Raw genomic sequence first — 22,907 nt, 5'->3', positions numbered from 1 at the left:
CCGGTCATGGTGATCAACCGGCCTGCAAGTCCCTCCGCGCACGAAATCCGCACCGAGCCGTTTTTGGTGCGATGGACCCTCATCGCCATTGCGATCACGTTCCTGACGATCTTCGTAGTGTTGCCGCTGGTCGTGGTGTTCACCGAGGCCTTCTCGAAAGGCGTCGGCGCCTATCTCGCGGCGCTGTCGGACCCGGAAGCGCTCTCCGCGATCAGGCTGACGCTGACCGTTGCCGCCATTTCGGTGGGGCTCAATCTGGTGTTCGGTGTGATCGCGGCCTGGGCGATCGCGAAGTTCGAGTTTCGCGGCAAGGTGTTCCTGATCACGCTGATCGATCTGCCGTTCTCTGTCAGTCCGGTGATTTCCGGTCTGGTATTCGTGCTGCTGTTCGGCGCGCAGGGCTATTTCGGCGCGTGGCTGATGGAACATGGCGTGCAGATCCTGTTCGCGGTGCCCGGCATCGCGCTGGCGACGACGTTTGTGACGTTCCCGTTCGTGGCGCGCGAACTGATCCCGCTGATGCAGGAACAGGGCACCCAGGAGGAGGAGGCGGCGATTTCGCTCGGCGCGTCCGGCCTGCGCACCTTCCTGCGCGTGACCATCCCCAACATCAAATGGGGTATTCTCTATGGCGTGCTGCTGTGCAACGCCCGCGCCATGGGCGAATTCGGCGCGGTTTCCGTGGTCTCCGGGCATATTCGCGGCGAAACCAACACCATGCCGCTCCTCGTCGAAATCCTGTACAATGAGTACCAGTTTGTGGCGTCGTTCGCGATCGCGTCGCTGCTCGCATTCCTGGCGCTCGTCACGCTGATCGTGAAAACGATCCTCGAAAGCCATCTCGAAGAAGGACAGACCGAAAGTGACGATTGAAGTCCGCAACATCGTGAAGAAGTTCGGCACCTTTGCCGCGCTCGATCATGTCGATCTCAAGGTGGCAACCGGCGAACTGGTGGCGCTGCTCGGCCCGTCGGGTTCGGGCAAGACCTCATTGCTGCGGATCATCGCCGGCCTCGATTGGCCCGATGAAGGCTCGGTGATTTTCGATGGTGAGGATGCGCTTTCTCGCGGCGCCGGCGAGCGTCACGTCGGCTTCGTGTTCCAGCACTACGCGCTGTTCCGCCACATGAGCGTGTTCGAGAACGTCGCCTTCGGCCTGCGGGTGCAGCCGCGCGCCGTCCGCAAGGACGAGGCACACATCAGGAAGCGCGTGAAGGAATTGCTCGATCTGGTGCAGCTTGACTGGCTCGCGGATCGCTATCCGAGCCAGTTGTCCGGCGGCCAGCGCCAGCGCATCGCGCTCGCCCGCGCGCTCGCCATCGAACCGCGCATCCTGCTGCTGGACGAGCCGTTCGGCGCGCTCGATGCCAAGGTGCGCAAGGAACTGCGCCGCTGGCTGCGCCAGCTTCATGACGAGATCCACGTCACATCGATTTTCGTCACCCACGATCAGGAAGAAGCACTTGAAGTCGCTAACCGCGTGGTGGTGATGGACAAGGGCAAGATCGAGCAGATCGGCACGCCGGGTGACGTTTACGACAATCCGGCGACCGCGTTCGTTCACGGCTTCATCGGCGAATCCATCGTGCTGCCGGTGCAGGTGGCGGACGGCAAGGTCCGGCTCGGCGACAAGGTGCTGAACCTCGAGCCGCGCGACGCGGTGTCGGGACCATCGAACCTGTTCATCCGCCGTCACGACGTTTCGATCGTGCCGAACGGCAGCGGTATCTTCGAGGGCGACGTCAAGCATGTGCGCGCATTCGGCCCGACCCAGCGCGCCGACGTGGTGCTGCACAACGGCGCCAACGAGACCCTCATTGAAATCGACGCGCCGCGCGACCGCGATCTCAAGCCGGGCGACGTGGTCAGCCTGCAGCCCCGGCGCTACCGGCTGTTTCCGGCGCAGTCGTGAGTTCTTCACCTCTCCCCGTTCTGACGGGGAGAGGTCGGATCGCTCCTTTGCGATCCGGGTGAGGGGCATACTTCAAGCAGAACGCATCCAGCTAGCCCTCACCCCAACCCTCTCCCCGCAGGCGGGGAGAGGGAGCGCATCGCTCAGCTGTTCGGTTCCCTCCCAATAATCAAGCCGTTCACCTTTCAGCCACTGTTGGTGTGCAACAAACGCCGATCGACGGGGTGGGGAAAGCAAATGATGCGTGCGGCGGGGGCCATTCTGGCGCTGGCGATCTTGAGCGGCTGTGGGACGGGCGGCGACACGTCCACCGAACAGCCGGCATTCTATCTCAGCATGGCGAGTGCCGGCGCGAAGCTCGATCCGAATGTCGCGGCATCGATGATCTCCGGCTACCGGCAGAACAACGGCCTTGGCGCGGTCCAGGTCGACCCCCTGCTGATGAAGGCGGCGGAAACCCAGTCGCAGGCGATGGGGGCCCGCAATAAACTCGATCACAATGTCGCCGGGCCGCTCGACAAGCGCATCAAGGCTTCGGGCTTCGACGCAACCAAGGCGGTCGAAAACGTCTCGGCGGGCTATCACACTCTCGCGGAAGCATTCTCGGGCTGGAGGGACTCGCCACCCCACAAGGCCAACATGCTGGCGAGCGGTGTCACAAAAATGGGCATCGCCGCAACCTATGTGCCGAACACCAAATACAAGGTGTTCTGGACGCTGATCCTTGCCGCGCCGGATTCCAGATAAACCTTCTGTGACACGCCTCCCTCTTTCAGCAATTGACGCGGCTGCGAACTGAGGCCACCGTACTGCAGCATCGGTTCCCTGCCGGTGCTGGTGATCCGGTTCTGACATTCGTATCATATCCTTCGCAGGCGCTTTTACGAATGTCAGAACCAGAGGATTACTAGAATTATAATTTGCTAGTGTCCTTTCGTATCCGAGGTTCGCTTGGATAGCGCTGCAAAGCGAGGCGAACCTCGGATACGGGACACGAGTTCAGTGATGGCTTATGGATCAACGTTCTCCCGACAAACCGGCCGCAACGAATCCCGCACAGGCGCAGCGTGTACTGGTGCTACAAGGCGGCGGCGCGCTCGGCTCCTATCAGGCCGGTGCTTATCAAGCGCTCTGTCATCACGATTTCGAGCCGAAATGGATCGCGGGCATTTCGATTGGTGCGATCAATGCGGCGATTATCGCCGGGAATCCCCGAGAAAAGCGCATCGGAAAGCTGAAGGAATTCTGGGAGACGGTGTCGTCGGCCTCGCCGATGCCTTGGGCTCCGTTCGTTCAGGGCGACCACGCGCGCTCGGTCTTCAACGAAACCAGCGCCGCGCTGATCGCAACCTTTGGTGTGCCGGGATTTTTCACGCCGCGCTTTCCGCCGGCGCCGGTCTGGCCTGCGGGAAGTCCGCAGTCGCAAAGTTACTACGACACCACACCGCTGCGCGCGACGCTGGAGCGGTTGGTGGATTTCGACCGCATCAACAATGACGGTGTCCGCCTCAGTGTCGGCGCGGTCAATATCAAGACCGGGAATTTCGAGTATTTCGACAATCACAAGTTCAAGAAGCTTGGCAAGAAGATTGGACCCGAACACATCATGGCGTCCGGCGCGTTGCCGCCGGGCTTCCCGCCGGTCGAAATCGAGGGCGAATTTTACTGGGACGGTGGCATCGTCTCCAACACGCCGCTCGACTACGTGCTTGAGCATGACCGGGACAACGACCTTCTGATTTTCCAGGTCGACCTGTTCAGCGCGCGGGGCGAGGTTCCGGCCACGGTGCTGGAAGCGGCGGAGCGGGAAAAGGACATCCGCTATTCCAGCCGCACCCGCATGAACACCGACATGAACAAGAAGATCCACGACGCCAAGAAAGCAGTGCGCGAACTGATCGCCAAGCTGCCGCCGAGTTTCAAGGATGACCCGCTGGTCGCGACGCTCAATCAAGCGGCGAAGGAAAATACGGTCACGATTGTGCACCTGATCTATCGCAGCAAGCTGCATGAGACATCGTCGAAAGATTACGACTTCTCCCGGCTTGGCATGACCGAGCACTGGGCCGCGGGCGAGCGCGATGTGTATGCCTCCATGAGGCATCCGGAGTGGCTGAACCGGCCGCAATCTGGCGAGAGCATGGTGACCTACGATCTTTGCCAAGCGGGATCGGAAAAAATCAAGTGAGTGAAAACAGGAGCGAATGATGGGTACTCTTTCCGGCAAGACGGCAGTGGTGACCGGCTCGACCAGCGGCATCGGTCTGGCCTATGCGCGGGCTTTTGCGAGCGCAGGCGCCAATGTCGTGATCAACGGCTTCGGCACGCCGGCCGACATCGAGAAAGAGCGCTCGGCCATCGAGAAGGATTTTGGCGTCAAGGCGGTTCATTCGCCCGCCGACATGACCAAGCCCGCGGAAATCGCTGAAATGATTGCGCTCGGCGAACGGACCTACGGCTCGGTGGACGTTCTTGTGAACAACGCAGGCGTGCAGTTCGTTTCGCCGATCGAGGAATTTCCCATTGAAAAGTGGGACATGATCATCGCAATCAACCTGACCTCGGCGTTTCACGGCATCCGCGCCGCGGTGCCCGGCATGAAGAAGCGCGGCTGGGGCCGCATCATCAACACCGCGTCGGCGCATTCGCTGGTCGCTTCACCGTTCAAGTCGGCCTATGTCTCTGCCAAGCACGGCATCGTTGGGCTGACCAAGACCGTGGCGCTGGAGCTGGCGACCCACAAGATCACGGCCAATTGTATCTCGCCGGGCTATGTCTGGACGCCGCTGGTGGAAAAGCAGATTCCCGATACCATGAAGGCGCGCGGGTTGACCAAGGAGCAGGTCATCAACGACGTTCTGCTCGACGCGCAGCCGACCAAGGAGTTCGTCACCGTCGATCAGGTCGCGGCGCTGGCGCTGTTTCTGTGCGGTGACGACGCGGCGCAGATCACCGGTGCGAACCTGTCGATCGACGGCGGCTGGACGGCGGAGTAACAGTTCTCCGTCATTCCGGGGCGCGAGCATAGCGAGCGAGCCCGGAATCCAGATGTTATAAGTTCTGATGTCAACTGATCGAGATTCCGGGCCTGCGCGAAGAGCGCGTCCCGGAATGACGGTTATGTTGAGGATACTTTCTTCCCGAACGCCAGAACGTGAAAGCCGAGGCGCGAACGGGTGATCCAGAACAGCAGGATCGTTTCGAACACCAGCGCGATGGAGGTTGCGGCAGCAGCGCCGTAGCCGCCGAAGCGCGGCACCAGCAGCACGCACAGCACGAGGTTGACCAGAAATGCCAGCGCGTAAGCCAGCGCGCACATGTTCTGGTGACCCAGCATGTTAAGCAGCCGTTCTACCGGACCGATGGCGGAGCGCACGATCAGGCCGATCGCCGCGACGAACATGATGCCGTAACCGGCGGTGAACTGCGGGCCGAACAGCCAGAGCAACGGCTTGCCCAGCGCCAGCAGCACCGCGGTGGCTGCGACCGACGGCCAGAATGTCCACTTGATCGCGTGGGCGATATACGCCGAGAGGCGTTCCTTGTCGCCGGATGCGTGATACTCGCTGAAGCGATGCGCGGTGGTGGCCGACATCGCGTAGTGAATGAACGACACCAGAGCGAGTGTCTTCACCACGGCGAAGTAGACGCCGACCTCTTCGGATGAGCGGAATTGCTGCAGCACCAGCACGTCGGTGTAGGACAGCAGCAGATAGAAGCCTTCGACCATCATGATCGGGAGCGACACCTTCAGCCAGTTCCGGAAATCGTAGGTCTTCGGACCGGGATCGACGCTCTCGCGCAGGCGGCGGTTGAGAACGATCAATTGGCCAAGCATCGCGATCCACACCGCAGCGGCGCTGGCAATCATCGCAGCCGTTGCGCCGAGGTTCATGCCGAGCACGACTGCGCCGGTGGTGAATCCGATGATCAGTGTCTGCCGCACGATGAATTGCGGCATCAGACCGAGGCGCATCCAGTCATGGGAGCGCGCGAGACCGTCCTGCGTGTTGGCAACCACGAAAGCGGGGAGGGTGAGGCAGCCGATATAGAGCGGCATAATGGTGTGCGCGTCGATCCACGGCGACAGGGCCGTCACAAGTGCGGCCAGCAACAGCGCGACTGCGGTCGAGGCCGCCAGCGTCATCCAGCGGCTGCCGGAGAGAAACCCGCGCAGCATCGAAAGCTGTCCGTCGGCGCGGTATTCGGGAATGATTTTCTGTGCGGATACGGCGACGCCGAAGTCCAGCATGCTGCCCAGCAGCAGCACCCAGGTCCAGACATAGACATAGACGCCGTAGTCCGAGCCGCCCATCCATCGCGCCAGCAGCACCTGCGAGAAGTAGGCGAGGCCCGCGCTGAGCACGCGAATGAGGAAGACGGTTCCGGCGAGCCGCTTGGTCAGCGAGGCTTCACTGGTGCCGGTCAGCACACTGCGCAGCCGCGCGATCAAGCCCGTGGGCTTCGCTTCAGACGCGCTATCAGCAGGCATGACGGTCACGGTACTCGATCCTGATCCCGCTCGTGGGGCAGGATGCGCCTTAGCAAGGATTCGTTAAGATTTGGTTGGATCGGGTAACCAGATGATCAGCCAGAAAAGCCGCCGTCCTTCAGAAACGCGGCTTCTCCCGGTGTTGTGGTTCTCCCCAGCACGGCGTTGCGGTGAGGAAACCGGCCGAACTTGCGGATGATGTCGGCATGCAGCACCGCCCATTTCAGACTGTCCGCGTCGAGCTGTTCGAACAGCGCCACGCTGCGTTCCTGATCCGCCATGTCCTCGGAATGCTCGAATGGCAGGTACATAAAGCTGCGCATCGCCGGATCGGTGCGCAGGTCGCGGCCTTCGGCAATGGCGCGCGCGGCAACGGCGCGGGCGAGTGCGTCTGTGGAGAAGGCGCGCGCATCGTTGCGGAACATGTTGCGCGGAAACTGGTCGAGCACGATCAGCAGCGCCAGCGTGCCGTCGTCGGTGTCCTGCCACGCGCTCAGCTTGCCCTCGCGCGCCGCCTTCCACACGCCCATGAAGCGGTCGCGCAGCGTCTGATCGAACGCGTCGTCCTTGGTGTACCAGCGCTCGTATCCGGCGTTGCGCCAGAACATGACGATGTCTTGGGGGGCGATTGAGGGCGTAACTTCGGAGTTCATGGTGCTTGCTGTGGTCCTAAAGACGTCAACGGCCGGGACAAGCCCGGCCGTTGCGTTCGTTGATGAGAAACGAGACGATCAGCTTGCCGCAGCAGCGGCTTTCGGCTTTTCGTCGCGCAGTTCGCGGCGCAGGATCTTGCCGACGTTGGTCTTCGGCAATTCCGTCCGGAACTCGACGTGCTTGGGCACCTTGTATCCTGTCAGTTCGGTCGACGCGAACTTGATGATGTCCTGCGCCGTGAGGTTCGGGTCCTTCTTCACCACGAAGGCCTTCACGGCTTCGGTCGACTTCGCGTCGGGAACGCCGATCACCGCGCATTCGAGCACGCCCGGATGGCTGGCGATCACTTCCTCGACTTCGTTTGGATAGACGTTGAAGCCCGAGACCAGGATCATGTCCTTCTTGCGGTCCACGATCTTGGTGTAGCCGTCGGGCGACATGATGCCGATGTCGCCGGTGCGGAAGAAGCCGTCGGCGGTCATCACCTTTGCGGTTTCTTCCGGGCGGTTCCAGTAGCCCGCCATCACCTGCGGACCCTTGGCGCAGATTTCGCCGGGCTCGCCGAGCGGCACTTCGTTGCCGTCGTCGTCGCGGATCGACAGATATGTCGAGGGCACCGGAATGCCGATCGAGCCGGAGAACTTGTCGGTGTCCGCCGGGTTACACGTCAGCGTCGGCGAGGTCTCGGACAGGCCGTAACCTTCCGACAGCGCCACACCGGTCACCTGCGTCCACTTGTCGGCGACCGGCTTCTGCACGGCCATGCCGCCGCCGAAGCAGCTCTTCAGCTTCGAGAAGTCGAGTTTGTCGAAGCCGGGCGTGTTGAGCAGGCCGTTGTAGAGTGTGTTCACCGCCGGGAAGCTGTTGACCTGATACTTTGACAGCTCCTTGACGAAACCCGCCATGTCGCGCGGGTTCGGGATCAGAAGGTTCACGCCGCCGGCGCGCACCGCGAGCAGGAAGCACGCGGTCAGCGCGAAGATATGGTAGAGCGGCAGCGCGCAGACGATAAAGATCTGGTCGACATGCGGCGGCTTCTTCAGTGCGGGCTGCAGCCACGCATCGTTCTGCAGCACGTTGGCGAGAATGTTGCGGTGGAGCAGCGTTGCGCCCTTCGACACGCCGGTGGTGCCGCCGGTGTATTGCAGGAATGCAACGTCGTCGCCGGTCAGCGTCGGCTTGTTCAGTTTCAGTTTGCGTCCGGCCGCGAGCGCTTCATTGAACGGAACGGCGCTCGGAATCGAATACGCCGGCACCATTTTCTTGACCTTGCGGACGACGAAATTGACGATCACGCCCTTGAAGCCGAGCAGATCGCCCATCGAACCCATGATGACGTGCTTGACGTTGGTCTTGGCGATAACCTTCTCAAGGGTGCTGGCGAAGTTCTCAAGCAGCAGGATCGCTTCCGCACCGGAGTCCTTGAGCTGGTGCTCAAGCTCGCGCGGCGTGTAGAGCGGATTGACGTTCACCACGGTGTAGCCGGCGCGCAGGATCGCGCTTGAGGCGACCGGATTCTGCAGCACGTTGGGCATCATGATGGCGACACGCGCGCCCTTCTGCAGGCCCTTGCTTTGCAGATAGGCGCCCATCGCCGCCGACATTTCGTCGAGCTCGCGATAGGTGATCGACTTGTCCATGCAGATGAAGGACTTGCGGTCGGCGAATTTCTTGAAGCTTTCCTCGAGCAGTTCCACCAGCGACGGATACAGATTGACGTCTATGTCGGCTGGCACGCCGGCCGGATATTGCTTGAGCCAGATACGTTCCATGGTCATTTCCCCTCAGCTGTTTTCCAGACGGCCCCCGTCTTGTGGCGGGGTGCACGGGCTATGCTCTCAAGTATTGAAATAAGTATTGAGCGAAGCGGCAGGCCATAGCAAGCCTGTGCGTGGTAACGACGCACTTTAGAAGCCTTGTACGCAGGCTTGCGGGCGTTCACGCACGTGGATTCCGCAGAGCACAATCACAGCCGCGAGAGTGAGTTAGCCGCGCGGGGCGGCGTCGGGCTTCTGCTGGGCGGCAGGTTTGGCCGCCGGTTTCGCGGCCGGGGCAGCAGCAGGTTTGGCCGCAGAGCTGGCAGCGGCAGGTTTGGCGGCAGCGGGTTTCGCCGCCGCCGCCGGTTTAGCCTCAGGCTTCGCTGCGGGCTTGGCGGCGGCATCCGGCTTCTTGTCGGTTTTCGGCGCGCCGGCGGGTTTGGCTGCCGCGGCTGCTACAGCCGCGGTCTTCGGCTTCAGAGGCGATGCCGCCGGCTTGGCGTCGGGCTTCGCCGCGATCTTTTCGTCCTTCTTCTTCTCGGGCTTTGCGTCGGTGTCCGGCTTGGCGGCAACCTTCGGCTTCGCGCCCTTCCGCTTGGCGACGGATGCCGCCTGGTTGGCGGCTTCGGCAGCATCGGCTTCGAGAATGGCCGCGCCGGTGCGGGCCGGGCCGGTATAGACAATCACGGGCGTTGCGGCGGCGGCAGGCATCGCCAGCAGGTCCGACACCTTCATGGTCGGCGCCTGAAGGCCGGCCGCGAACATCGAGACCCCGGCGTCGTTGCTGTCCGCCTGGATATCGGGATCGTCTTCTTCGTTCTCTGCGGCGGGCCGCTTGCGTTTCGGTCCGCACATCTCGTCGCGCAAGTTCGGCGGCGAGGCGTCGATCGGCGCCAGCGCATCGACGGTGCCGAGTGACGGCTTGAGCCAGGAGAGCTTGTTGCCGCCGAAGCCGCGTTCGAGCAATTGCGCCGCCTTCAGCGCGCGCTGCGATGACGATTGCGCACCGAGCACGACCGCGATCAGCCGCTTGTTGTTGCGCGTCGCGGTGGCGACGAGATTGAATCCCGAGGCGCAGATGAAGCCGGTCTTCATGCCGTCTGCGCCGGGATAGCGGCCGATCAGCTTGTTGAAGTTCGCGGTCACCCGGCGGCCGAACTTGATGGCCGAAATGTGCATGAAATACTCGTACTCCGGCAGATCGCGGATGATCGCGCGCGCCAAAAGTCCGAGATCGCGGGCCGACGTAATCTGTCCTTCCGCCGGCAAGCCGTTCGGATTGACGTAGCTGGTCTGCGTCATGCCGAGCCGCTGCGCGGTCTTGTTCATTTCCGCCGAGAAATTATCGACGGAGCCCGAGACGCCTTCCGCCAGCACGACCGCGATGTCGTTCGCCGACTTCACCATCATCATCTTCAGCGCGTTGTCGACGGTGATCTGCGTGCCCGGCTTGAAGCCCATCTTCGAGGGCTGCTGCGCGGCCGCTGTCGGCGACACGGTGAACAGCGTGTCGAGCGTGATGCGGCCTTCCTTCACCGCCTTCAGGGTCACGTAGGCCGTCATGATCTTGGTGACGGACGCCGGATACCAGGGATAGGTCGCGTTCTCAGCCTGAAGAACCTTGCCGGTGTCGGCCTCGATCACCAGCAGCGCCTCGGCCTGCGCCGTGCGCGGCGTGATCGCCGCAAGCAACACCGCCGCCAAAAGCGCGAGCGGTCGCAGCGACGACATCCGGAACGGGGCAGCGACCCGCACCACTACCGGAGTCCGACGGTTGTAAGCACGCCTGCGGCGAATGAAACCATGGCCTCCTCGGCGTGTTGCATGCGGGTTCGAAAGCAATCCGGATCGTCAAATCAGATGAGGCTCAATACTTATACCGGAGCGAGCGGTTCCGAACAGGGGCTTTGAGACTCAATCAAGCACGAAATGGGCCAAAATTCGACGATGCCCACACTTCTCCACGACCCCGGTTCCTGATGGAGCTACGCCTTTGAGGCCGTGGCCGCCGTCAGTGCGGGCGAATGGGCGCGGGTCTCGTCCTGAACCATGAATTGCGCTTTCGCGAGCTTGGCGAAATAGCCGCCGCTCGCGACGAGTTCATCGAACGTTCCGCTTTCGATCACCTTGCCCTTGTCGAACACCAGAATGCGGGTTGCATTTCGGATGGTCGAGAGCCGGTGGGCGATCACGAAGGTGGTGCGGCCCTTCATCACGGTGTCGAGGGCGGCGTTGACCTTGGCTTCGGTGACCGCGTCGAGCGCGCTGGTCGCCTCATCGAGGATCAGGATTGGCGGATTTTTCAGCAACGCGCGGGCAATCGACAGGCGCTGGCGCTCGCCGCCCGACAGCATGCGTCCGCGCTCGCCGGCGTTGGTGTCGAATTTCAGATCGCTGCGCTCGATGAAGTCGAGCGCCTGTGCGCCCTCGGCGGCCACGCGCAATTCCTCGTCAGTGGCGTCGGGCTTGCCGACCCGCAGGTTCTCGGCGATCGAGCGGTTGAACAGCAGCGCTTCCTGAAACACCACGCCGATGTTCCGGCGCAGCGCCGAAAGCGTCATGCCGCGCACATCCATGCCGTCGATCTTGATGAAGCCGGATTGCGGATCAAACGCGCGATGCAGCAGCGCAATGGCGGTGGATTTGCCGGCACCGGTCTCGCCGACCAGTGCGATGGTCTGTCCCGGCAATGCGGTGAACGAGATATCTTCGACAGCGGGCCGCTTGCCGTCGTAGGAGAACGAGACGTCGTTGAATTCCACGAGGCCGGTGAGGCGGCCGGGATCGATGGCGTCGGGCCGGTCGCGCACCGCGGGCACCGCATCGAGCACGTCGAAGAACTCCCGCAGCCGCGGCGCTTCCATGAAGACATTGTTGATGAAGCTGACGACCTGCTCGAGCTTCTGGATCAGCATGGTGGCGAAAGAGACAAACATCACGATCTCGCCGACGCTGGCCTGTCCCTGGCTGTTCAGGATGATGCCGACCACAAAGATCGCCAGAATCGTGATGGTAGTGGAGGCGCGGGTCATCACGGCCACGAGCGCCCACCACGACAGCACCGGCAACTGCGCCGACAGCAGCTTGTCGGCGACGCCGCGCAGGCCCTGCACCTCGGCATCGACGCGGACGAAGCTCTGCACCAGCGCGACGTTGCCGAGCGCGTCGGATGCGCGGGCCGCGAGGTCGCCGTAATGCTCCTCGACCTCCATCTGCAGGCCGTAGGTCTTGCGCACCACCAGCGTGGTCAGGATCGTGAAAACGATGCACAGGACGAACAGCAGGCTCGCGAGCCGCCAGTTGATGTACAGCGACAGCGGCAGCAGCACGACCAGCGAAACGATCGACGCGAAATGCTCGCGGAAGAAACTCAGCCAGAGCCGCCACAGCGCATCGGTGCCCTGAAGCATCACCTTCATCAGACGACCGGAATGCGTGCCGGTGTGGAAGGTGAGCGGCAACTGCATGATGTGCTCGAAGTAACCGGTAAGCACGGCCTGACGCTGGCGATGCGCGAGGCGATCCGCCTGCAGGGCAACGAACGCGCTGCAGACAATCGTGAAGAGTCCGAATGCGACCCATGCGCCGAGCAGCGGCCATGGCGATGAGATCGCGGTACCGAACAGCGTATCGGTCATCGGCTTGCCGGACAGAACGTCGATGATGCGGCCGAACAGGACCGGTTCGGCAAATTGCGCCACCGCAAGCAACAGGTTGGCGCCGGCGAGGAACCAGCCGAGCCGGGCTTCCTTGCCGAGCAGTTCAAGCACGCGAACATAAAGACGGATCAAAGCAACAGCCCTACAAGTCTGACGTCAACGAAAGGGCTGTCATCCTAGCCGGGGATGGCCGGCGAATACAGTGCGGCGGGACCAGTCGTGTCGGCGTTATGCACCTAATTGATTTTGCGGGTATTTGCGGCGGCAGCGGCCCGCGTCCGCGCGGGCGCGTGGCACTTACCACACCATGCGCACGCCGCCCTTGCCGGTGAAGGTGGTGACGTTGTCGTTCATGCCGGTGACTTCGCCGGCGGCGAACAGCGTCATGCGCTCGAACTGCCAGTCCAGACCCGCACCGCCGTAAACGCCGAACACGTTCTGCTTGTCCGGTGTTGCGGCGATGAAGTTCTGCCCGACCAGCGCGATGTTGACGGAGGCGTCGCCGGTGCGCTGCTGCGCCAGCACGCCGCCGGTCACGCGGATGCCAAGACGACTGCCATTGTTGAAGGCATGGGTGTTGGCCAGCGTGATCTCCGCACGTTCCTCGAACGCCTGCATGTTGCGGTCGCCGACCGTAAGATTGGCGCTGGAGCCGGTCTCGGTGTAGCCGTCGAACTGCGCGGCGACGTAGCGCACTTTCAGCGCAGGCGTGACTGTGACGCCGTGATCGAACGCGAAGCGATGGCCGAGCGCGAGCGAGGGATTGACGAACCAGCCATCGTAGGAGGCGCTGGCGGTCTCGAAGGTGAGCCCGCTGCCGATGTTGCGCTTCGACTCGTTGTTCAGCTTGCCGCCGATCAGTGCCAGATCGAGGAACGTCGCGCCGAACGAGTTGCGGGCATATAGTCCGCCGAACAGCGTGTCGGTGTCGAAGCGGCCGGCATTGAGGTCGAGTGCGGTCTCATTGGTGCTGCCGCCGATGAAGCCGCCCAGCTTTGTATCGGGGGTGATCTGCCGGTCATAGCCGATGGCGCCGCCGTAGCCGAGCGTCACGCCGCCGATGAAGTTGCCGTCGGTCGTCTGTTCGCGCCGTCCGCCAAATCCCTTGGCCCAGACACTGTTGCCGTTGCGGTCGGAGACCGCGCCGCCCTTGAACACCGGTATTGTCGGCGCGAACGCCATCGCTCCAACGACCATGGCTTCGGATACGGTGCCAAAGGCGTGGTCAAAACGAGGTGCTGCGCTTTCGATGGCGGCGAAAGCATTGGCGCTGTTTCGCACGGGCTCGAACACCGGCGTGTCGGGCAACACCGACGCGATCCAGCCGGTGATGTCCATCACGGCGCGATTCATGGTGCCGAAGCCGGAGAGGTCGGCGACGATGATCCGGATTGGTGTCACGACATAAGCATTGCCGGACGTGGTGACAGTGGAGAGTGCGGCGTTGAAATTCGCGGTGTCGAGAATCCAGCTTCCAGGTCCGAAACTCACTTTGTCTGCGCCGCCGCCAAAGTTCACCAGTCCGCCGAACCGCGCGCCGGGCAAAATACTGAGGCTGTCGGAGGCGGCTGTGCCGTTGGCGTTGAAGCGGATTGCCGTACCGTTTGTGCCGACGATGGTGCCGGAATTGATGATGTTGCCGGTGGTGATGAGACTGACACCGTCGATGCCCCCGCTGATGTTGCCGGAATTGGCGACGGTGGCCGTGTCGGCACTGATGCCGCGGCCACCCCCGATGATAGTGCCGGAATTGGTTACATTGGCTGTGCTGGCCCGGATGCCGTAGTCGCTGCCGGTGATGGAGCCGGAGTTGGTCACGGTGGCTGTGTTGTCGGTATAGACGCCGGAGAAGGCTGCTCCCGTGATGGAGCCGGAGTTGGTCACATTGGCTGTGTTGGCAACGATACCGTAGTTGCCGCCGGTGATGCTGCCTGAGTTGATTACATTGGCTGTGACAAGGGCATTTATGCCGCGGGTGCCCCCGGTGACGGTGCCGGAATTGTTCACATTGGCTGTGCTGGCCGAGATGCCGTAGTCGCCGCCGGTGATGAGGCCGGAGTTGGTCACGGTGGCTGTGTTGATGGCATAAACGCCGTAGAAATCTGTCCCCGTGATGGTGCCGGAATTGATCACATCAACTGTGCTGGCCCGGATGCCGTTGTCGCCTCCGGTGATGAAGCCAGAATTGGTCACGGTGGCTGTATTGTTGACATGGATGCCGGCGAAGTCTGCTCCCGTGATAGTGCCGGAATTGATCACATTGGCTGTGCTTGCCCGGATGCCGTAATCGCCGCCGGTAATGGTGCCGGAGTTGGTCACATTGGCTGTGCTGGTAGCGATGCCGTAGAGGCTTGCTCCTGTGATGGTGCCAGAATTGGTCACGGTGATGGTGGTGGCATAGATGCCGTAGAAGCCCCCGCTGATGTTGCCGGAATTGGCGACGGTGGCCGTGTCGGCACTGATGCCGCGGCCACCCCCGATGATAGTGCCGGAATTGGTTACATTGGCTGTGCTGGCCCGGATGCCGTAGTCGCTGCCGGTGATGGAGCCGGAGTTGGTCACGGTGGCTGTGTTGTCGGTATAGACGCCGGAGAAGGCTGCTCCCGTGATGGAGCCGGAGTTGGTCACATTGGCTGTGTTGGCAACGATACCGTAGTTGCCGCCGGTGATGCTGCCTGAGTTGGTTACACTGGCAGTATTGACGGCATCTATGCCGTAGGCGCCCCCGGTGACGGTGCCGGAATTGGTGACGGTGGCTGTGCTGGCACGGATGCCGTAATCGCCGCCGGTGATGGTGCCGGAATTGGTCACAGCAACTGTGTTCGCAGAGATGCCCGCGGAGTCCCCGGTGACGGTGCCGGAGTTGGCGACAGTGGCCGAGTCAGCATTGATACCGGCATTGGCTCCGGCGACCGTCGCCCCGGGCACGATCGTGACATTGAGATTGCCGACGAGGACGCTGCCGTAACCGTTGACGTCAAGGCTGGTGCCGGGAGCGCCCGTGCCCTGATTGATGGTGGTGCCGGTGCAGATCGCGGTGACGTTGTCGGCGGCGGCGGGATCGCAGGCGGCGCGGGCCGCTGCGCTGCCCATTAGCAAAGCCGCAACAGCCGTTGAAATCAAAAGCCCGGAGGCCAAAAGCCCCTTCCGCAGCGCAGGCGAGAGCTTCGCCGCGGTCGCATTCCCGCCGGTCATTCCCAGTGCCCCGAAAATCAACAAGTAAAAATCCGCTGCGCGCTTTGAATGCGCGCGGGAGAATCATTTAAATTTTCTGGCCAAGATGTCCGCGATCACGGCATTCGCAATCACGACAAGCGCGATCACAATGTTCGCAATGACTTCCAAAATCAGCCTCACAATCATGCAAAGTCTAACGAGGTTCCGCTGAATTGGAAAGCGCGGATACCAGCGGGCATCGCTCCAACCGGCCGTTTATCACGTTCACGGCACGGCATCGGGATGTGCGGCATGTCTCGGGCCTGGTGCGATTTCTGACGTCCGCGAGCAGTGACCGACAGCGACGATTTGTATCGCGTCCTCCCGAGGAACCAATAAGGGCCGCCGCAGCTTGTCGGGCATGTTCCAAAAAAACCGGAGACTGCCATGAAAATCGCCAACATCGTTTTGGCTGCGGTCCTCACCCTCATCAACTCGGCGGCTTTGGCCCAACAAGGTCTTACAGGAACGATTACCAAAATTGACCGGATCAACGGTACGATCGCGATTCAACGTGAGCAAAGCGGGACCACTGGAGCGAACACCGGCGGCGCTGCGGAAGAGTTCAAAGCGCAGGACCGCTCGTCGTTAGATGCTGTGCATGCCGGTGATAAAGTCACCTATTTTTCTACGGAAACGGGTGGAATCAAAACGATCACGAAACTTCAGAAGCAGTAAAAGCGGACGTCAGCGGCATGGCGAACGATCAGCGGATCGCAAAATAGTCGATAAACTGGCTGACTCATGCTCGCCTTATTCGTAGTCTGGAATTCCAGCCTGCTTAGGGTGCCGAATGCTGTTCGGGGGCGTTCCAGCAAGGTGATATTCAAATGCTTCTCGCACGCCGGTTTACTGTTGCTGCGACGGCACGGTTGCTGATCGCAGGTGCATTTTTCATTCTGCTCTTCTCAGCGGTGGAGTCTCGGGCCCAAACCCCAGCCGGCGTCTGTAAGGATGCAACTGAGCTTAGGGTATTGCCTTCGCCGCTTTCGCCGTGGAAGGGCGCACCGCTGCGTGTCATGGTCGTGACCGAGAAACCGGTCGAAGGCATGCTGTCGCTGATCGCGCCCGATGGAAGTGTTGCGGCCAAATCGGCCGACCGTCACGGCGGGTCGCCCTATTTCTGGCTCGCCGAGATCGCTGTACCGGCCGCAGGCACCTGGCATGCGACGCTGGTGCTCAATCAAGGGCCGATGGAATGCCGCACGATCACTCGTGACATTGTGGTGAGCGCGCGCAAACCCGCGCCCGTGCCGATACTGCCGGGAAGTTTCTGGCAGGTGCGCGGCGGTTGGAACAACACCACAGAAACACTGTTTTCGGCGTGGATCGAGAAGCTGTTCGACGCGCCGCCGGATCAGGATCTGTCGTGGAAGGTGTGGCATGAAGTGCTGCATGATCGATCGCGCAATTTCCTGTTCAATCATCTTGGTCGGGGTGAAGACAATGCGCGGTCGGGCCTTCGCCCTGATTGCGCGGACTTCGTGTATTTCTTGCGCGCATATTTCGCTTACAAAATGGGTCTGCCGTTTGGCTATTCGAATTGCTCGCGCGGTACTGGCGGCAAGCCGCCCAAGTGCTACCAGTGGTTCGATATCGAGCATCCCGAGGTCACGCGTCCGCCGCCACCGCCCGAACCGAACAGCGCATCGACTGCATCCACCACACCGGGCGCGGCCGCGCCTGCGGGGTTGTTCGCCGCGTCACAGCCAGCCGAGATGCCTGCGCCGCTCCCTGCCACGCCACTGGTGCCGAAGCGACCGACGACGTTCGGCGAGTATCTAAGGGACGTTGGCGACGTCGTGCATACCGGCGCGGTGCGCGTGGCGGGTGCCGACGACAACACCGATTTCTATACGGTCGCGCTGACACAGCAGGCGTTGCGCCCGGGTACGGTGTACGCCGATCCCTACGGCCATGTGCTGATGCTGGTGCATCGTGTGCCGGAACTGAATGGCAAGCCCGGCGTCTTCCTTGCCATCGACGCCGAGCCTGATGGATCGATCACGCGAAAGCGGTTCTGGCGCGGCAATTTTCTGTTCGCTCACGATCCTGCGCTCGGCAGTTCCGGCTTCAAGCACTTCCGGCCGATCGTGCGGGACAGAAGCGGCGCACTGCGGCGGCTGGCCAATGCCGAGATTGCCAAGAATCCAAGTTACGGAGATTTTTCGCTGGACCAGTCGCAGATGAGTGTCGAAGATTTTTACGATCGCATGGATGACGTGATGTCGCCCGATCCGCTCGATCCGGTGAAAGCGATGGCGGACGCCATCGCGAGTCTCCACGAGCAGGTGAAGACGCGCGTCACCTCGGTGGAAAACGGGCGAAAATATCAGGAGAAAAAGCCCGGCGAGATTGCGATGCCGAACGGCCCTGCGATCTTCCAGACGACAGGAGCCTGGGAGGATTACTCCACGCCGGCGCGCGATTTCCGTCTGCTGATTGCGATCGATGTCGTGCGGGGATTTCCGGATCGCTTCGTACGACGGGCAGCGCGCTACGCGGTGCCGACCGGCAAGAGCGTTGAAGCAGTGAAAAGCGAATTGCAGGGCGTGCTCGCCTCCGAACTTGCCTCGCGCAAAATATCCTATACCCGAAGCGATGGTTCGCAGTGGACGCTGTCGCTGAAGGACGTGATTGATCGGATGTCGGATTTCGAGATGGCCTACAACCCGAACGACTGCGCCGAATTACGTTGGGCGGCGCGGGAAAATACCGATGAGGTCGCGACGTGCAAGCGGCATGCGCCGCAGGCACAGCGCGCCAAGATGTCGTCGGAGTATCGCACCTGGTTCCACGAGCGGCACTGGCCGACGCGCAGTTTGTAACCGACGCGCAACGCACGATAATGGGACTGCTGCGACGCTTGGCTTCCGGCAAGCATCTTTGAGAGTATGGGGGCGGCGTCCGTCCGCTACCTTCACGTTACGCAACTCAATGGATCTTGCGCGCGCCAAGCGGCGGCAGGAGCGTATTGTCGAGGTGCCGCGATCGAAGGTCCGCCAATGACCCGAAGCAGACATGCAGGGCAACGCGCGGCGTGCTGCATCGTATCACCACCCTCGTTGCACCGGAGGAAAGAACTGACCGCCGCCCCGGCGCATATTGCTCGGTTGGGGATTCGGATTGCGCTGGAAAAGGAAGCCGAAGCCGTCGTCGCTCTGTCGGTTGCCGTTGCCCCAGCTGTCGTCGTCCGCCATGAGAACCTCGCTCGGCTTGCGCGTGATGAAGCCGCCCTGGGGCTGGTCGCTCAGCACCGCAACAAACTCGGTGCGATAGTTGGTCTCCTCGCTCAGGGGCTCGTCTGAGACGATGATCGAGGATCGCGGCGATGCGGTCGGCGCGATGCGATCAAGGACTTCCTTCGGGATGGTGATGCGGTCGAGCGCGTTTTTGGCGTCATTCCCATTTTCGATCGTGACGGCGGTCCAGCGCAGGCCCGTGGCGGTGCGTGCCACTGCGGTGAACACGTGCGTGCCGAGTGGTTTGCCGGGATCGCGAATCGCGACCGGGACCTCGATGGTCGCATCGAACACCTCGCCGCCGCCGTCCGGCGCCGGCTTACGCGTGTTGCGCCGGACGTAAAGCGTCCGCGTCGCGCGGCTGATGTAGATCGAGACCGGCTCGAGCGCGAGCTTCGCGTCGAGTGCCGCCTTGGCGGTGTCGGCCTTTTTTGCTGAGCCGTCTTGGCCGCTTCCTTTGCGGCGCTGGCTGCGTCGAGCTTTGATGACGCGTCCGCCTTGGCGGCGTCGTATCGAGTCTTCAGCTCCGCTGCCATGGCAGCGGCCTTTTGCTTACGGTCCTCGGCTTTCGCCCTGGCTTGGTCGGTCTTGGCGGCGGCCACCGCCTTGTCTGCGGATACGAGCTCGGCGTCGGCCCGGGCCTTGAGCCGCTCCAGCTTGCGCAGAGACGCTGCGAGCGGTGCCGACTCGCGGGCCGCTGTCGCAGCAGTCTTCCTGGCCTCGTCGGCTGTCGTGATAGCGTTCGCGGCCTCGCGTGAGAGTATCTCGGCCCTTGCCGGAGCAGCTGCGATGACCTCGGTGTTCGGCACGAAGAGCGATAGCGCCGGGTGAGAAAAGTCGACCGGGGCCGCGTCGTCCGGCGAGATGATCACGCGCATCCCGATCCGCGTCTTGTCGAACAGCTTCTCCGCAAAGCCGTAAGGCATTCGCACGCAGCCGTGTGAGGCCGCATAACCGGGCAACGGCCCGCCATGCAACGCGAGGCCGTTCCAGGTGATGCGCTGCATGTTCGGCATCCAGGCATCGTCATACATGTTCGAGCGGTGTTCTTTGTTCTTCTGGACGATGGCGAAGACGCCGGCGGGCGTCTCGCGCTCCTTGACGCCGGTCGACACCGGCGCGCGCAGAATCCAGCCCTCGGCGTCATAGAGTGTGACCTGCTGGCTCTTGATCGACACGATTGCCATGATCGGCTCGCCTGCCTCGCGCGGCGCCGTTGTCTCGGCGGGTTGCGTGCGGCGCGCCTGTTTCGCTGCGGCGTCGGCGGTCGGCGCCATCAGCGCGGCCATCGCCGCGATCATCACAATGGCCGAAGATCCCCAATGGCGCATCACCGCGTTGGATTGCGTCGGCGTCAATCGATTCACCATTCCATTCCCCGTTGCAGCACGTGTCCGATGCCGTGACCAACCTCACATATCCGACTCGTGAGGAACAAGCATGCTCGCAGCTGAAATTGGCACAAAACGGACAGCGAGCATTACAGCGGGCCTGCGGCCTGCCGTTGCACACAGGCAACACTTTCGGGAAAAGCGCACGGCCTGTCCGTTTGCGCCATTGCGCGGGCGCTGCCTTGTCCGAACAATCAGCGGCGTCCGCATGCTTGTGCAATCCGGTTCCGATGAGGCTGGAATGATGAACCTGCAGCGACTTTCAACAGAGCCGTCGCCATTGTTGCGATCAGTCGTTCTCGCGACCGGGGTTGTCGGCTTGCTCGCTACCTCCGGGCCAGGAGGAATCCAGAACAGCGGCGCGGCGCCAGGCAACGACATCAGCGCGCTCTCGCACTCCGCCAGACAGCAGTTGGCCGACGCACCGCAGCCAATGCTCAATGACAATCCCGGTCAAACCGATGGTGCGATGGCCGAACTATCGAGAGCAGTCGCCGACGCATTGATCGCCTTGAACAAACCGGAGCTGGTCATCGAAACGGCCTCGACCAATTCGCCGGATGTGCCGCCAACCGAGCCAGCGCATATGCAACTCGCAAGCGTGGATCCGTCGGATATCCAAATTGGCGATGCAAACAGGGCCGTGAGCTCCATCGAAATTATCGACGAGTGCCTGATCGTGGACATCTGTGTCGATCGATATCTGTGGGCGCTCTATCAACGGACGCCCAAGGAGGACACCATCAAGGTGCCTGAGCGGAGGAAGGTCACCGTCAAGCGGAAGGGCAAGATGGTGACTGTCTCCAGAACCTTCACCAAGCTTGTTGATCAGGATTTTGGGTGGAAGGATCCGAAGGCGGCGGAGCGAGTCCGCATGTCGATGATGGACTACGTGATCGGAGGCATGGATCGGAGCTTCAAGCTAAAACTGTTTCATATGCTTCACGCGGCGGAGGCGGCGGGCCTTTCGCCCGGCATCACCAGCGCATTCCGTGATGACTACCGCCAGTCAATCGCAAGCGGCCTGAAGGCGGCGAGCAACAAGTCGTTTCATGGCGGGAGCTCCCGCGGTGGCTATGGGCATGGGCTTGCGGCCGATATCGTGAGCGTCCAGGGCGGAACTCGCAACCAGCGATGGGCTTCCTCCGATAAGCTCTGGAAGTGGGTTGATGCGCATGGGAAGGAGTTCGGAATCGGACGCCCATATCTCGGCAGGGACCCGCCGCATGTCGCACCGCTCGACGGCCGGGAATATGCGGCGCATAACCGCGGCTCAAAGCAGGCGAGACCGGACGTGAAAAAGGCCGACGTGAAGAAGGTGAAGCGCGTGGCCGCACGCGACTACTCACGCCCCGCGAAGCGCCCGAGAACTGCAACCGTCTCAAAGCTGAAAGCGAGTTGAGTGGCTTGGCTCCGATATCAGGCTCGTAAAATGTAGATCCGCGTTCGCTATTGGCGGATCGCGGACTTTGCCGCTGCCGTTAAATTTTAATCCGAAGTTGCGCGGTTTCAATTGATCGTGCGCGCGCTCACGGGCGGCAGGAACGTGTCGTCGAAAATGTCGGTTGTGGAGGGCCGCTTGCGGAATTCGTAATCGTCCGCGATCTGGCTGATGCCCGCGTCGAAACGGCTGCTGTCGATGCCGCCGAGACCGCTCTTCTTGACCTCGTCGGTGGCGATGTTGTCGCCCAGCACGGCGCGCAACCGCTCCAGTTCAACGTCACGCGAGCCGCCGCTCATCTGCAGGAGGACCTCGTCAATCGCGCGCGCCGGATCCTTGAGGCTCAGGCGAACGCCCGCGATCGTCGCGCGCACGAAAGCTTTCACGGCGTCAGGATTGGCGGCTGCGAATTTCGGATTGACGATCAGCGCGTGGCCGTAGACTTCGCTGCCGAAATCGGAGAAGCGAAGCACCGCGAGATCGTTTGCCGGGACGCCGCGGTCGCGCAGGTTGATTGCGGACAGAAACGAAAAGCCGGTGACGGCATCGAGTTGGCCCGCCGAGAGCATCGGCTCGCGCACCGCAGCGCTGATTTTCTCCATCCTGATCTTGTCGAGCTTGATGTTGTTTTTGCGCGCGATCGCCGGCCACAGCCGCGCGGCGAGATCGCCATCGACGACGCCGATGGTCTTGCCTTCGATGTCCGGCATGGTCGCGATGCCGCGGCTCCTGCGCGCGATGATCGCGTAGGGCGCCTTGTTGTAGAGTACGAACACCGCCTTGACCGGCGCCGCCCCTTCCTTGTCGCGGTAGCGAATGAGCGCGTTGATGTCTGCGAGCGCGATGTCGCTGCTTCCGGATGCGACGCGCGCGATGGCGTCGACCGAATCGGCCGCTTGGCCGGTCGTGACGGTGAGACCTTCGGTGCGAAATAAACCCCTGGCGGATGCCAGCACGAACGGCGCCGCAGCGCCGTCGATCGGCCGGTCATATGAGAAGTGCAGCGCCGACGCGGCGGTTCCCGGCGTCGTGCCCGGACCGTATGCCCACAGGAGGGCGATCAGCGGCAACAGGGTTTTGCGGAGACGGCGTCTGGACATGCGCGGCACTTGGACTTGGGAGACGTGAGGCTACTTTTGAGCA

At 62.2% G+C, this 22,907-nt stretch carries 15 protein-coding genes and 1 pseudogene; 8 read left to right on the top strand and 8 right to left on the bottom strand.

The window, feature by feature from the left end:
* The first annotated feature begins 6 nt into the window (after positions 1 to 6).
* The 5 genes from cysW (at position 7) to BN32_RS23945 (ending at position 4,908) form a co-directional block, all read left to right on the top strand.
* Entirely contained in the window at positions 7 to 873 is an 867-nt protein-coding gene (gene cysW, locus BN32_RS23965) for a sulfate ABC transporter permease subunit CysW (RefSeq protein ID WP_019199924.1), read from the top strand.
* Entirely contained in the window at positions 863 to 1,912 is a 1,050-nt protein-coding gene (locus tag BN32_RS23960) for a sulfate/molybdate ABC transporter ATP-binding protein (RefSeq protein ID WP_019199925.1), read from the top strand. The genes cysW and BN32_RS23960 overlap by 11 nt, the downstream gene beginning before the upstream one ends.
* 237 nt (positions 1,913 to 2,149) lie before the next feature.
* Complete coding sequence (locus BN32_RS23955) at positions 2,150 to 2,659, top strand: CAP domain-containing protein (protein WP_019199926.1); 510 nt, start codon at positions 2,150 to 2,152, stop codon at positions 2,657 to 2,659.
* Between the two features lie 265 nt (positions 2,660 to 2,924).
* Positions 2,925 to 4,100 (top strand): DUF3734 domain-containing protein, encoded by a 1,176-nt coding sequence (locus BN32_RS23950; protein ID WP_019199927.1) that lies wholly within the window; start codon positions 2,925 to 2,927, stop codon positions 4,098 to 4,100.
* A gap of 19 nt (positions 4,101 to 4,119) precedes the next feature.
* Entirely contained in the window at positions 4,120 to 4,908 is a 789-nt protein-coding gene (locus BN32_RS23945; RefSeq protein WP_040427665.1) for a 3-hydroxybutyrate dehydrogenase, read from the top strand.
* Between the two features lie 122 nt (positions 4,909 to 5,030).
* On the opposite strand, the gene BN32_RS23940 is transcribed toward BN32_RS23945, so the two are convergent.
* From BN32_RS23940 to BN32_RS23915, 6 genes are all read right to left on the bottom strand, one after another.
* Positions 5,031 to 6,404 (bottom strand): lipopolysaccharide biosynthesis protein, encoded by a 1,374-nt coding sequence (locus BN32_RS23940; protein ID WP_019199929.1) that lies wholly within the window; start codon positions 6,402 to 6,404, stop codon positions 5,031 to 5,033.
* Between the two features lie 95 nt (positions 6,405 to 6,499).
* Positions 6,500 to 7,057 (bottom strand): DUF924 family protein, encoded by a 558-nt coding sequence (locus tag BN32_RS23935; protein ID WP_040427559.1) that lies wholly within the window; start codon positions 7,055 to 7,057, stop codon positions 6,500 to 6,502.
* 78 nt (positions 7,058 to 7,135) lie between these two features.
* Positions 7,136 to 8,830 (bottom strand): long-chain fatty acid--CoA ligase, encoded by a 1,695-nt coding sequence (locus tag BN32_RS23930; RefSeq protein WP_040427663.1) that lies wholly within the window; start codon positions 8,828 to 8,830, stop codon positions 7,136 to 7,138.
* A gap of 213 nt (positions 8,831 to 9,043) precedes the next feature.
* Complete coding sequence (locus tag BN32_RS23925) at positions 9,044 to 10,546, bottom strand: D-alanyl-D-alanine carboxypeptidase family protein (RefSeq protein WP_019199932.1); 1,503 nt, start codon at positions 10,544 to 10,546, stop codon at positions 9,044 to 9,046.
* Positions 10,547 to 10,800: 254 nt separating this feature from the next.
* Complete coding sequence (locus BN32_RS23920; RefSeq protein WP_019199933.1) at positions 10,801 to 12,606, bottom strand: glucan ABC transporter ATP-binding protein/ permease; 1,806 nt, start codon at positions 12,604 to 12,606, stop codon at positions 10,801 to 10,803.
* A 165-nt stretch (positions 12,607 to 12,771) separates the two neighbouring features.
* The gene (locus tag BN32_RS23915; protein ID WP_019199934.1) at positions 12,772 to 15,669 is read right to left on the bottom strand and encodes an autotransporter outer membrane beta-barrel domain-containing protein; all 2,898 of its coding nucleotides are present in this window, start codon (positions 15,667 to 15,669) and stop codon (positions 12,772 to 12,774) included.
* A gap of 408 nt (positions 15,670 to 16,077) precedes the next feature.
* On the opposite strand from BN32_RS23915, the gene BN32_RS23910 reads away from it, so the two are divergent.
* Positions 16,078 to 16,368 carry a copper-binding protein gene (locus tag BN32_RS23910; protein ID WP_019199936.1) on the top strand — a complete coding sequence of 97 codons (291 nt, stop codon included), beginning with the start codon at positions 16,078 to 16,080 and terminating at the stop codon, positions 16,366 to 16,368.
* Between the two features lie 152 nt (positions 16,369 to 16,520).
* A complete protein-coding gene (locus tag BN32_RS23905) occupies positions 16,521 to 18,518 on the top strand; it encodes a hypothetical protein (RefSeq protein WP_040427557.1) in 1,998 nt (665 codons plus the stop codon).
* Positions 18,519 to 18,743: 225 nt separating this feature from the next.
* On the opposite strand, the pseudogene BN32_RS23900 reads toward BN32_RS23905, so the two are convergent.
* Positions 18,744 to 20,302, bottom strand: a pseudogene (locus tag BN32_RS23900) (L,D-transpeptidase family protein).
* A gap of 262 nt (positions 20,303 to 20,564) precedes the next feature.
* Between BN32_RS23900 and BN32_RS23895 the strand changes: the two are divergent.
* Positions 20,565 to 21,725, top strand: coding sequence for a M15 family metallopeptidase domain-containing protein (locus BN32_RS23895; RefSeq protein ID WP_040427661.1), 1,161 nt, complete (start codon positions 20,565 to 20,567; stop codon positions 21,723 to 21,725).
* A 107-nt stretch (positions 21,726 to 21,832) separates the two neighbouring features.
* Here the strand turns inward: BN32_RS23895 and BN32_RS23890 are convergent, their stop codons facing one another.
* Positions 21,833 to 22,864 (bottom strand): ABC transporter substrate-binding protein, encoded by a 1,032-nt coding sequence (locus BN32_RS23890; RefSeq protein WP_019199943.1) that lies wholly within the window; start codon positions 22,862 to 22,864, stop codon positions 21,833 to 21,835.
* Positions 22,865 to 22,907 lie beyond the last annotated feature (43 nt).

Source organism: Afipia birgiae 34632, assembly GCF_000308295.2.
Lineage (GTDB): Bacteria > Pseudomonadota > Alphaproteobacteria > Rhizobiales > Xanthobacteraceae > Afipia > Afipia birgiae.
This window is presented reverse-complemented; position numbering and strand designations above follow the sequence as displayed.